The following is an 11,235-nucleotide window of genomic DNA, read 5'->3' on the forward strand; positions in this document are numbered from 1 at the left end:
TATGTCCAATCATAGGTTTGTCATTGCGGGAACCGGAAGCGGTGTTGGAAAAACAACACTCACGATCGGCCTTATGTCCGCTTTTATGAAAAAAGGGCTCACTGTTCAGGGATTTAAATGCGGGCCTGATTATATCGACCCAACATATCATAAAGCTGTGACAAAGCGTCCTTCCAGAAATCTTGACAGCTGGATGCTTGATCACGATGTCGTAAAAGAAATATTTTATAATGGCAGTCGTGGTGCAGATCTTTCTATTATTGAAGGTGTAATGGGGTTTTTTGACGGGAAAAATCCATTAACAAACAGTGGAACGACAGCAGAGCTTAGTATGATTTTAGAAACGCCTGTTGTACTAGTCGTTAATTGTGCAAGCATGGCAAGAAGTGCGGCTGCGATCGTAAAAGGATTCCAGGTATTTGCGGAAGGTCCTAACATCGTTGCAGTCATTGCAAATAATGTCGGCAGTGAAGGCCATTACAAAATTGTGAAATCGGCGATTGAAAAGGAATGTGAAATCCCTGTTGTTGGCTACTTAAAGCGTAATGCGGAATTATCGATTCCTGAGCGTCATCTTGGACTTGTTCCATCTGTTGAGCGCGGCGAGCTTGATCCTTTCTTTGATCAGCTCGGTGAATTAGTGAGTGAATCAATTGATTTAGATCAATTATATGAATTAGTTAAAGCACCGCCAGTTAGCATTGAGACGAATTTTTTCGGGGAAAAATATGACACGCAAGTGAGAATAGCTGTTGCGAAAGATGCGGCATTTAATTTTTATTATGAGGAAAATTTAGATCTTCTAAAAGCATTTGGTGCAGAATTAGTGGAGTTTTCCCCAGTGAAAGGTGAAGTACTGCCGGATAATGTCCAAGGGCTTTATTTAGGTGGAGGTTTTCCAGAGGAATTTGCATCCGAGTTGGCTGGACAACATGAAATGAAGCAATCGATCAGACAGGCAATTGAAAGAGGAATTCCTACACTTGCTGAATGCGGCGGATTTATGTTTTTAACGGAAAATATTGAAACGACGGATAAGGAACAATTTGAGATGCTCGGTATTATAAAAGGTTCTGTCCGTATGCAAACAAAAAGAGCGGCACTCGGCTACAGAGAAATAAAAGGCGATAACTTCCTTTTAAAAGGAGAGTTAGAAGCGAAAGGACACGAATTTCATTATTCTACATTCCATCCGTCAGAAGAAATAACAGATTACGCATATGAAGTAAAAGGGATGAGAGGCGTGAAAAAAGAAGGAGTCCTTTATAAAAACGTTGTAGCGGGATACACTCATTTTCATTTTGCATCATGCCCTGAAATGGTAGAAAACTGGATAGTTGCTTGTAAGGAGTATCGGGAAAATGAGTAAAGCGTTACCTATTATGTTCCAAGGTACACATTCTGACGCAGGAAAGAGTGTAATTGTAACAGCATTTTGCCGGATTTTTGCTAATGAGGGATATAATACAACCCCGTTTAAATCACAAAATATGGCGCTTAATTCGTATATTACATTAGACGGCAAGGAGATTGGACGGGCTCAAGGCGTTCAGGCAGAGGCGGCTAAAACTGCGGCAACAACAAATATGAACCCGATTTTAATTAAACCGAATCGTGATCATCAAGCCCAAATTGTCGTACATGGTGTTCCTTATAAAAATATGGAGGCTTATGCCTATCGCCGTGAGTTTTTTGAAACGGGACTGCAGTTAATTAACGAATCTCTTCACACTTTAGGCGAGCAGTATGACAGGGTCGTTATCGAAGGTGCGGGAAGTCCTGCTGAAGTGAATTTAAATGATCGTGAATTAGTAAATATGAGGGTTGCTCATATGGCAAATGCCCCTGTTGTATTAATTGGTGATATTGAAAAGGGCGGAGTATTTGCGAGCTTAGTTGGTACCCTTCAGCTCCTCGAACAAAAAGATCGTGACCGAATTATCGGGGTCATTATTAATAAATTCAGAGGCGATAAAAAACTGCTTGAATCCGGTTTAACATGGTTTGAAGAATATACTGGAAAACCGGTTCTCGGTGTTATTCCTTATCTTTCAAATCTCCAAATTGATGCAGAGGATTCTGTTATGCTGGATCGTTATGACACGAAGAAAACTGGTGAAAAAGATATCGATATTGCTGTTATCCGCTACCCTCGAATTTCTAATTTCACTGATATTGATCCATTTTTAGCTGAAGAAGACTGCCATATTCGTTTTGTAACAAACCGTAAGCAATTAGAAGATCCGGATCTTATTATTTTACCAGGCAGTAAAAATACGATTGATGATTTATTATTTTTAAAAGAAACAGGTCTTTTTGATGAAATATTAAAGCTTCATAAAGAGAAAAAAGTAATGATTTTCGGAATTTGCGGCGGTTATCAAATGCTTGGAGAATTGATTTCTGATCCTCTTGGAATGGAATCTGCAACTAAATCAATAGACGGCTTTGCTCTTTTACCGGCTAATACGGCAATGACTGCTAATAAAACGACAGTTCGTTCACAAGGTGAACTGATATATGACGGGAAGAAGATTTCAATAGACGGTTATGAAATACATATGGGAGAAACTGTTTTCACTGGACAATATGACTCTCTTATTAAAGTTGATGACCATTTTGATGGCTGTAAAAACAATGATCAAACAGTCGTTGGAACGTATTTCCACGGCATTTTTCATAATGATGAATTTAGAACAGTTTTACTGAACTCAATTCGAGCAGATAAAGGCTTATCTCCGATTAAGGACAGACCCCTATTTAATGATTTAAGAGAAAGAGAGTTTGATAGATTGGCAGACCATGTGAAAGAGCATGTCGATATTGATTTTATCGAAGGAAAAATGAGAGAGTTTGGAAGAAGGGAAATGAATGAGTAAAGGAAAAGTCTATTTAGTAGGGGCAGGACCGGGTGATCCGAGGCTTATGACGATCTATGGGATGGAATGTATAAAAGAAGCTGATGTCATTCTGTATGACAGACTTATAAATGATGAGTTATTAAATTACGCAAAAGAGGGAGCAGAACTGATCTTTTGCGGCAAGCTTCCCGGCAAGCATGAACTTATTCAGGATCAGATTAATGAACTTCTAGTAGAAAAAGCATTGGCTGGAAATATTGTCACTCGTTTAAAGGGCGGTGACCCTTGTATTTTTGGCCGTGTAGGGGAAGAAGCAGAGATTTTAGCTAATAACGGGATCAAGTTTGAGATAATTCCGGGTGTTACATCAGGAATTGCAGCACCAGCATATGCCGGAATTCCGGTAACACATCGTGATCATGCAACATCATTTGCAATTGTTACAGCCCATGGCAGGGAAGATAAAGGAAACGATTATTTAAACTGGTCAGCGCTTGCGACTGGAATTGATACGATTGCTTTTTATATGGGTGTCGGTAATCTGAGTCACATTTGCCATATGCTCATCAAGCACGGCAGAAATCCTGAAACACCTGCCGCCCTTATTCAATGGGGAACAACGACAAAGCAGAAGACAGTAACAGGAACGCTTGAAACTATTGAGGCTATTGCACAAGCAGAAAATATTACACATCCAGCAATCGTTTTAGTAGGGGATGTCGTTCAGCTGCGTGAAAAAATAAACTGGTTTGAAAAAGAGTAGAGCAGGAGGTCTTATTCATGTTAGAGATATTGAAAAAACGTAGAGCAATAAGAGATTATATCGATAAAGATGTGGAAGATGAGAAGCTTGCAATCTTATTAGAAGCAGCAACATTAGCGCCGAATGACCGTTTAAGAGAGCCTTGGAGTTTTTATGTAATAAAGGGAGAAGCGAAAAAGCGATATGAACAGCTGGCAGAGGAATACTTAAATGAACGTTTTCCAACGAAACCTCATTTAGTAGAAAGTTCATTAAAAGTAGTGAAAACAACACCGGTACATATTGTTGTTACGAGCGATATCGTACCAGACGATGAAGATGCTACAAAAGATAATGAATTCGCTGTTTGCTGTGCAATCCATTCGATGTGGCTTGCGGCAGAAGAGCTTGGTCTAGGCTTTGTCTGGCGTACGAGAGGTGTCGGTCTTGTCCACGATGACAGGCTTCATGAGTTCGTCGGTTCACCTGAAAATAAAAAAGTGATTGGTAATATCTTTGTCGGCTATCCTGATGAAGAATCATTAAATAAGTTAAAGCCTTCCAAGCGTACTTCTTATACAGAAAAGACGACATGGCTGTAAAGCGGGAGATGTCATATGGCAGAGTCTAAAAGAAAAAAAGGATTATTTTTATTATATACAGGTAATGGAAAAGGAAAAACAACTGCATCTTTAGGGCTTGCAGTTCGTGCAATTGGAAGAGGGCAGCGTGTATTAATCATCCAATTTATTAAATCTCCGCAGCGGACATATGGTGAAAAAATTACTTTAGATAAGCTTGGCATTGAGATGATTCAGACAGGTGTCGGATTTACATGGACGAAGACGCCTGAAGAACATCGTGAAGCATTGAAAGCAGGCTGGGTTTTAGCAAAAGAGAAAGTAAATTCAAATGAGTATGATCTTATTATATTGGACGAACTAAACAATGCCTTATCAATTGATAAGTTTCCGATTGATGATGTGCTCCCGCTAGAAGAAGTGATTGATCTTATTGAGAACCGTCATGAAGATATGCATCTTGTCATTACAGGAAGAAATGCGAAACAGGAAATTATCGAGTTAGCGGATCTAGTAACAGAAATGACTGAGGTAAAGCATTATTATCAAGACGGAGTGCCGGCTGTTAAAGGGATTGAATTTTAACGAGCATAGTATTCATATTGGATAATTATCTTGAATTTATATAAAATAATGTAAAGAGCCTTTCGATACAGGGAGGCTCTTTGCTTTTAATACAAGTTTAAATGAGGAATGTCTAGATGAATGAACAGTATTATGATGCGATGCTTAATATAAAAACAACAGGAGAACAAAAAGGATTTAATCAATCGATGCATTACCATCGTTACGAGCCGACACCATACGATGCTTTAGAAAAGCTATTCACACAATATGAGCTGAAGAGCAGTGACCATATCGTTGATTTCGGCTGTGGAAAGGGACGGTTAAATTTCTTTGTTCATTATATGTATAATGCAACAGCTATAGGGATCGAAATGAATGAAACTTTTTATAAAGAAGCAATTGAAAATCGCGACCGCTATGTACGGAAACGGAAAAATGGTAAGGACAAGATTCATTTTTACTGCTGTTTAGCAGAAGAATACGAAATTAATCCATTAGACAACCGCTTTTACTTTTTTAACCCGTTCTCCATTCAAATATTCAGAGGGATTATTAATAATATACTGCTTTCAGTTGAACGAAAGAAACGGGATATTGAGCTTATTTTATATTATAGTTCAGATGATTATATGTATTTTTTAGAAAATGAAACTGCTTTTGAATTGAAAGAAGAGATTAAACTTCCCGAAAATAATCTATATGAACGGTTTTTAATATATAAATTGGAATATTAGACAGGAGAAACTGGCAATTGAAAAGCCAGTTTCTTCTCGTTTATTATTAGTTAAATACGTGATCTGAAGTATAAAATAAATAGTAATACTAACATAACAATATCCAGTCTCGCATTAAAAGAAAATTGTAAAAGACCTAAATGCAGTGATGGCACTTTTGTTATTAAAATCGCGCCAATCATAACGATAATTAATGGAACTACTGCAAGTCGAACTTTTTTATTAAGTAAAATGAAAATGCCACAGCTTATTTCCAAAATAACAATAATATACATTGTATAGATTGGAAACGGCAGTCCTAAGCTAATAAAGTAATTGCTTAATTCATTGTCTACTAATTTCATTAATCCGGAAATAATAAATACATATGCAACTAAATATCTAATGAGTTTGAGAGAATGAGAACTAGTCAAGCAGATACCCTCCTTTACCTAAAAATATATGCAGGAAGGAGACAAACTTTTCATTTATTTTTAATTCATACTTGACTAATCGGTTTAATATGTTTATATTAAATATAATAAATTTAATTATTAGTCGACTAGATTACTAGAGACCTTAACTATTTGCTTTTATAAGCAAAGGTTGGGGTCTCTATTTTTTTACAAAAAGGAGGATAAAACATGGAATCATTATTAGTAGTTGGTGGAGATAATATTGACAAAATAACGAAGAAATTAGAGGGAAGAGGATTTAAAGAAATTATTCATTTGGATGGAAGAAAAAAACAAATGTCAAAAAAGGAAATACCGACAAAGGTTGGTTTGATACTAATATTAACTGACTATATAAATCATAATCTTTCAAATATGATTAAAAGAAGAGCACAAGAAAATGCTATTCCGATTTGCTTTGCTAAAAGATCTTGGTGTGCTATTGATTCTGAATTAAGGAAGCGGGAGAAATTATTGACATCATGATAGCTTAATATAATCTTTTGATAATATTGAGTTATAAAACGAAGTGTAATTTGTACAGGGAGAGGTTAGTTATTAAAATTTACAGTTACTTATAAAAAGCCCTTTTAGTCAGAGAAATGATCTGTCCAAAAGGGCTCTTTGTTATTAGTCTATATCTTCATTAGGATTGAAATGTAACTCAAATCATTAAGTATGGTGATACGTTTGCCCCAATTGCCATTAATACCGTAAATAATCCACAAAAGACGACACTTTTTCATCACATACCCAATTTGTAAATTTTAGTAATCGTTGAATATTAGCTTCTGATATGTTAACTTTTAAATATATTTAGTTAACATATAGAGGTGTTTAAATGGTTTCATTATTTATTGCCGGCACCGATACAGATGTCGGTAAAACAGTTGTAACAGCACTATTAACAGCTTATTTTCATAAAAAAGGAGAAAAGGTTATTCCTTATAAGCCTGTGCAGAGCGGGGCGTTAGAAGTAGAAGGGAAGCTAGTTGCCCCAGATATACAAATTTATAAACAAGCATTGCCAGAGTTGAATGAAAAAGCTATTAATACATATTTATTAAAAAAAGCAAGTTCCCCACATCTGGCGGCAAGAGAAGAAAATATCCACATTTATCCTTCTGTAATTATAGAACATATTAAATTGCTGGAAAAGGAGCATGATATCGTATTGGTAGAAGGAGCTGGCGGTTTAATTGTTCCTTTAAGCGATGACGGCTATAGCATTATTCACTTAATAAAAGACGCAAATATTCCGGTACTTCTTGTTGCAAGGGCGGGACTCGGGACAATTAATCATACTATTCTTTCCGTAATGGCAATGAGAGAGGCTGGAATAAAAGTTGCGGGTATCATTATGAATCGGGTGACAAAAGGAGATCAGCTCATTGAACAGGATAATAGAAAGATGATTGAAAAAATAACGAATATCCCTGTTTTCGGAGTAGTCCCTTACATAGAAAATGTAGAAAAATTGTTTCAAGATGATGATTTACTGAATGAAATTTTATCTTCATTACAGTTAAAGGAGATTAGAATATGAACGAACAGCAGCTTCTTCACTCAAGTAAAAAACATTTATGGCTCCCATTTACACAAATGAGTGATTATGAAAGAGACCCCCTTATCATTGAAAGCGGGGAAGGAATTGTTTTAAAAGATATTTATGGAAAAGAATATTTAGATGGCTATTCCTCTTTATGGCTGAATGTTCATGGTCATAGGAAACAGGAAATAAATGAAGCAATAAGGGATCAGCTTAATAAAATTGCTCACTCTACATTACTTGGTGCTGCAAATGTGCCAGCTGTTCAGTTAGCAGAGAGACTCGTTGAAATAACTCCAAGCGGTTTACAAAGAGTTTTTTATTCTGATTCAGGTGCAACAGCTGTTGAAATTGCCGTGAAAATGGCCTATCAATATTGGCAAAATATTGGGGAGACGAAAAAGAAGAAATTTGTAACACTTACAAACAATTATCATGGGGATACAGTTGGTGCAATTAGCATAGGAGATATTGATCTTTATCATCGTGTATATGGGGCATTAATGTTCCAGTCTATTAAATCACCTTTTCCACTTATTTATCGTCACTCCTCTCATGATGAAGCATTTATTCGTGACGAGGCGCTTGCAAAGTTAAAAGAGATATTTGCTAATCATCATGAAGAAATAGCTGCCATTACATTGGAGCCTATTATTCAAGGGGCAGGCGGGATGAATGTTATGCCAAAAGGCTATCTAAAAGGTGTGGAAAAGCTTTGCAGGGAGTTTAATATTCTTCTCATTGCAGATGAAGTGGCAACAGGCTTTGGCAGAACAGGAAAAATGTTTGCAGTCGAACATGAAAATGTCCAGCCTGATATTATGACAATGGCCAAAGGAATAACAGGCGGATATCTCCCAATCGCCGCAACTGTTACGACAGAGAAAATATATGAAGCATTCTACGGAGAATATGAAGAATTTAAGACATTTTTCCATGGTCATTCGTATACTGGAAACCAGCTGGGCTGTGCGGCAGCTTTAGCGAATTTAGAAATTTATGAGAAGGAAAATGTAGTAGGAAAAGTGAGGGAAAAAGCTTTATTAGTAGAAGAAGAACTTGGAAAATTAAAAGAGTTAAGCCATGTAGGAAATATACGGCAGGCAGGCTTAATGTGCGGGATAGAACTTGTGAAAAACAAAGAAACAAAAGAATCGTTCCCATGGCAGGAGAGAGTCGGCTATAAAGCAACATTAAAAATGAGAGAGCTTGGAATGTTAACAAGACCGCTTGGAGATGTTGTTGTATTTATGCCGCCGTTTGCGAGTGAGGCTGGGCAGCTGAAAGAAATGGTTAATATAATGAAAGAAGCAATCCTACAGGTAACAGAAAATAATTAGTATTTGACAATGCATGTAAATTCATTTACATTTATGATGTAAGTAAACACTTGCATAGGATTGGAAGCTGAGTAAATATGGCAGAACAAAATGATACTTCAGAAAAAATAATTAAAGCTTTTATCGAATTATTTCGGGATCACGGATATAAAGGAGCAACAACCCGAGCAGTTGCAGAACGGGCGGGTGTGAATGAAGTAACAATCTTTCGCCACTTTGGGAATAAAAAGGGGTTGATGGATGCAGTTCTTCAAAAGGTTTCTTATACGCCAATGATTGAAAAAATAATTAATGAAGCAATGATTTGGGAACTGGAACATGATTTATTGCTCATTTCACACGGATATCATGCCTATATGGAGGACATGAAAGACCTAATTTTAATTGTATTCAGAGAAGCAGGTTTATTCCCAGAAATGAATGAAACAATTATAGAAGTTCCAAGGCAATTAAGAAATGTAATGGTTTCCTATTTTACAGAGATGAAAAAAAGAGGAAAAATAGTGGAAACAGATATTGAGTTTCAGGCGATGAATTTCATTTGGCTTAATTTCGGCTACTTCATTTCTAAAGCACGCTTTGGACAAGAGCTTGTTCCAGGTTCTCAGGATGCTTTTATTAAAAACAGCATTCAGCTTTTTGCTAGGGGTTTAACTCCCTAGAATTTTTTCATCCTACTTGCAAGCATGTACTTACATACTATTAAGGGAGGCTATGAAATGAAAACGATGAGGCAGTTTTTTAAGCACACAGAAACTTATATTGGATTAGCAGTTGCTTTCGCTTTCTTACTTATCTTCTTTTCCGTATGGATGACAGCATATGATGGGGTATCAGAACGGACGGATGATCTGAAAATAGGATTCATTAATGAGGATGAGTATTTTAATACAGATGAAATAGTAAAGCAAATTCCATTTCAAATGAAAACATATGAATCTGTTGAAACTGCTAAAAAGGAAATGAATGAGCGGAAATTAGATATGGTCATGCAAATTCCGGAAAACTTCACCGGTAATTTGCAAAAAGGAGAAACTAATTCAATTAATTATTTTATAAATGAAGCAAATCCCACAATGTCGAAGCAAATAATGGACGGAGCTGCTAAAAATATTACTGGAAAGATAAATGAAAATGTATACCAGTATAAGCAGCAAATAATTCAATCTAATTTATCAGAACAGATGAAAACAACATTGCCTTCTGAAGAATTGGCTAAAAATGTTTCAGCAAACATTTCACAAGTAATACAGTCATTAAACATTCATCCTGTACAACCGTCAATCGAAAAAGTAAATGAAGCAAAAGGTTTTGCAGTTACAATGGTACCGATGATGGTCGTGCTCGCTTCCTATGTCGGTTCTATGATTATGAGTATGAATATTAATATTGTAGCGGCAAAGCTTAAAAGCAATTATTCAAAATGGTCTATTTTTATGACAAGATTAATTATTAACTTAGGAGCATCTATACTGCTGGCATTGATTACTTTATTATTTTTAGAGATTTTTAATATGAACCTTAAATTATCAATTTTTGAATTTTTACTATTCCAGGTGCTCGTGTTCTTCTCTTTCTTAAGTTTAACGCAGATGTTTGTCATTGTATTTGGTCAAGGCGGAATGCTTTTTAATATACTTTTATTATCTCTTCAGCTCGTTACATCAGGTGTCATCGTACCAAGAGCAATGCTGTCCAGCTTTTATCAAGGATTAGGCGAGTATTTGCCTGCGACATATGCTGCAGAAGGTTATTACAACATTATTTTTGGTGGGACAGGAATGGGGAATGTACTAGTTATTCTTTTATTAATAACTGCAGTTACTCTGTTTATCGCTGCGGGAAGGGTTCTTTTTACAGGAACTACTTCCAAAAGTTCAAGCTCGCTCGCTGTTGATGGAGAATTATAAGAGAAGAAGAGGTCCGATAATCAGTTAGATTTTCGAACCTCTTCTTGTTCTCTCATTCTTGTTTTATATTTTTCTCCCCATTCTTCCATCAATATAATAATTGGCTCTAAAGTTTTACCGAATTCAGTTAATGAATACTCCACTTTAGGCGGGACAACGGGAAAAGCCTTTCTATGTACAACTCCATCCTTTTCTAATTCACTTAATTGCAAAGTCAGCATTCTTTGTGTAATTCCAGGCATAAGTTTTCTTAGTTCATTAAAACGCTTTTTTTCATAGAGGAGATGATACAGAATAACACCTTTCCATTTTCCACCAATAACATCTAATGTTGATTCAACAGGACAACCTTCCGGGCATCCATAGCCGCTTTTTCTATTTCTCATAAAGGCATCACCCCAGCAGAATATTCTTTTCAGTAACACTAATGATACTATAATACATAAATGTGCCTTCTTCCATAAATTAGAACTTCTTTCTATAATTTTAGTGAATGATAAAGTGAAACTTCTATCAG

The 11,235-nt window shown here is 36.2% G+C and carries 13 protein-coding genes; 11 read left to right on the forward strand and 2 right to left on the reverse strand.

What is annotated here, in order from left to right:
- The first annotated feature begins 1 nt into the window (after window position 1).
- The 6 genes from BFA01S_RS09355 to BFA01S_RS09380 all read left to right on the forward strand — a co-directional run bounded on the left by BFA01S_RS09355 (window position 2) and on the right by BFA01S_RS09380 (window position 5,485).
- On the forward strand, window positions 2-1,369 hold the full coding sequence (locus BFA01S_RS09355; RefSeq protein WP_066228910.1) for a cobyrinic acid a,c-diamide synthase CobB: 1,368 nt from the start codon (window positions 2-4) through the stop codon (window positions 1,367-1,369).
- A complete protein-coding gene (locus BFA01S_RS09360) occupies window positions 1,362-2,879 on the forward strand; it encodes a cobyric acid synthase (protein ID WP_066228913.1) in 1,518 nt (505 codons plus the stop codon). The genes BFA01S_RS09355 and BFA01S_RS09360 overlap by 8 nt, the downstream gene beginning before the upstream one ends.
- On the forward strand, window positions 2,872-3,624 hold the full coding sequence (gene cobA, locus BFA01S_RS09365) for a uroporphyrinogen-III C-methyltransferase (RefSeq protein WP_066228916.1): 753 nt from the start codon (window positions 2,872-2,874) through the stop codon (window positions 3,622-3,624). Before BFA01S_RS09360 ends, cobA begins: the two co-directional genes overlap by 8 nt.
- A gap of 17 nt (window positions 3,625-3,641) precedes the next feature.
- Window positions 3,642-4,205: a nitroreductase family protein gene (locus BFA01S_RS09370; protein ID WP_066228920.1), complete on the forward strand. Its 564-nt coding sequence runs from the start codon at window positions 3,642-3,644 to the stop codon at window positions 4,203-4,205.
- Window positions 4,206-4,220: 15 nt separating this feature from the next.
- Entirely contained in the window at window positions 4,221-4,769 is a 549-nt protein-coding gene (cobO, locus tag BFA01S_RS09375; protein WP_066228923.1) for a cob(I)yrinic acid a,c-diamide adenosyltransferase, read from the forward strand.
- A gap of 116 nt (window positions 4,770-4,885) precedes the next feature.
- Window positions 4,886-5,485 (forward strand): methyltransferase, encoded by a 600-nt coding sequence (locus BFA01S_RS09380; protein ID WP_066228926.1) that lies wholly within the window; start codon window positions 4,886-4,888, stop codon window positions 5,483-5,485.
- 50 nt (window positions 5,486-5,535) lie between these two features.
- Here BFA01S_RS09380 and BFA01S_RS09385 read toward each other — a convergent pair whose 3' ends face one another.
- Entirely contained in the window at window positions 5,536-5,898 is a 363-nt protein-coding gene (locus tag BFA01S_RS09385; RefSeq protein ID WP_066228929.1) for a DoxX family protein, read from the reverse strand.
- A gap of 210 nt (window positions 5,899-6,108) precedes the next feature.
- On the opposite strand from BFA01S_RS09385, the gene BFA01S_RS09390 reads away from it, so the two are divergent.
- The 5 genes from BFA01S_RS09390 (at window position 6,109) to BFA01S_RS09410 (ending at window position 10,718) form a co-directional block, all read left to right on the forward strand.
- Window positions 6,109-6,405, forward strand: a complete 297-nt coding sequence (locus BFA01S_RS09390) for a DUF2325 domain-containing protein (protein WP_066228931.1) — start codon at window positions 6,109-6,111, stop codon at window positions 6,403-6,405.
- 355 nt (window positions 6,406-6,760) lie between these two features.
- Window positions 6,761-7,465, forward strand: coding sequence for a dethiobiotin synthase (bioD, locus tag BFA01S_RS09395; RefSeq protein WP_066228934.1), 705 nt, complete (start codon window positions 6,761-6,763; stop codon window positions 7,463-7,465).
- The gene (gene bioA, locus BFA01S_RS09400; protein WP_066228936.1) at window positions 7,462-8,808 is read left to right on the forward strand and encodes an adenosylmethionine--8-amino-7-oxononanoate transaminase; all 1,347 of its coding nucleotides are present in this window, start codon (window positions 7,462-7,464) and stop codon (window positions 8,806-8,808) included. Before bioD ends, bioA begins: the two co-directional genes overlap by 4 nt.
- Before the next feature lie 77 nt (window positions 8,809-8,885).
- A complete protein-coding gene (locus BFA01S_RS09405) occupies window positions 8,886-9,470 on the forward strand; it encodes a TetR/AcrR family transcriptional regulator (protein ID WP_066228939.1) in 585 nt (194 codons plus the stop codon).
- A gap of 57 nt (window positions 9,471-9,527) precedes the next feature.
- Window positions 9,528-10,718 carry a YhgE/Pip domain-containing protein gene (locus tag BFA01S_RS09410; RefSeq protein WP_066228942.1) on the forward strand — a complete coding sequence of 397 codons (1,191 nt, stop codon included), beginning with the start codon at window positions 9,528-9,530 and terminating at the stop codon, window positions 10,716-10,718.
- Window positions 10,719-10,738: 20 nt separating this feature from the next.
- On the opposite strand, the gene BFA01S_RS09415 is transcribed toward BFA01S_RS09410, so the two are convergent.
- Window positions 10,739-11,104: a winged helix-turn-helix transcriptional regulator gene (locus BFA01S_RS09415; RefSeq protein WP_066228944.1), complete on the reverse strand. Its 366-nt coding sequence runs from the start codon at window positions 11,102-11,104 to the stop codon at window positions 10,739-10,741.
- Window positions 11,105-11,235 lie beyond the last annotated feature (131 nt).

The organism is Metabacillus fastidiosus NBRC 101226, assembly GCF_001591625.1.
Taxonomy (GTDB): Bacteria; Bacillota; Bacilli; order Bacillales; family Bacillaceae; genus Metabacillus; species Metabacillus fastidiosus.

Excerpts from the sequence above, each read along its gene's own strand:
- BFA01S_RS09370 (WP_066228920.1), top strand. The coding sequence starts at position 3,642 with ATGTTAGAGATATTGAAAAAACGTAGAGCAATAAGAGATTATATCGAT.
- cobO (WP_066228923.1), top strand. The coding sequence starts at position 4,221 with ATGGCAGAGTCTAAAAGAAAAAAAGGATTATTTTTATTATATACAGGT.
- BFA01S_RS09415 (WP_066228944.1), bottom strand. The coding sequence starts at position 11,104 with ATGAGAAATAGAAAAAGCGGCTATGGATGCCCGGAAGGTTGTCCTGTT.
- BFA01S_RS09410 (WP_066228942.1), top strand. The coding sequence starts at position 9,528 with ATGAAAACGATGAGGCAGTTTTTTAAGCACACAGAAACTTATATTGGA.
- bioD (WP_066228934.1), top strand. The coding sequence starts at position 6,761 with ATGGTTTCATTATTTATTGCCGGCACCGATACAGATGTCGGTAAAACA.
- BFA01S_RS09380 (WP_066228926.1), top strand. The coding sequence starts at position 4,886 with ATGAATGAACAGTATTATGATGCGATGCTTAATATAAAAACAACAGGA.
- BFA01S_RS09405 (WP_066228939.1), top strand. The coding sequence starts at position 8,886 with ATGGCAGAACAAAATGATACTTCAGAAAAAATAATTAAAGCTTTTATC.
- bioA (WP_066228936.1), top strand. The coding sequence starts at position 7,462 with ATGAACGAACAGCAGCTTCTTCACTCAAGTAAAAAACATTTATGGCTC.
- BFA01S_RS09360 (WP_066228913.1), top strand. The coding sequence starts at position 1,362 with ATGAGTAAAGCGTTACCTATTATGTTCCAAGGTACACATTCTGACGCA.
- BFA01S_RS09355 (WP_066228910.1), top strand. The coding sequence starts at position 2 with ATGTCCAATCATAGGTTTGTCATTGCGGGAACCGGAAGCGGTGTTGGA.
- cobA (WP_066228916.1), top strand. The coding sequence starts at position 2,872 with ATGAGTAAAGGAAAAGTCTATTTAGTAGGGGCAGGACCGGGTGATCCG.
- BFA01S_RS09390 (WP_066228931.1), top strand. The coding sequence starts at position 6,109 with ATGGAATCATTATTAGTAGTTGGTGGAGATAATATTGACAAAATAACG.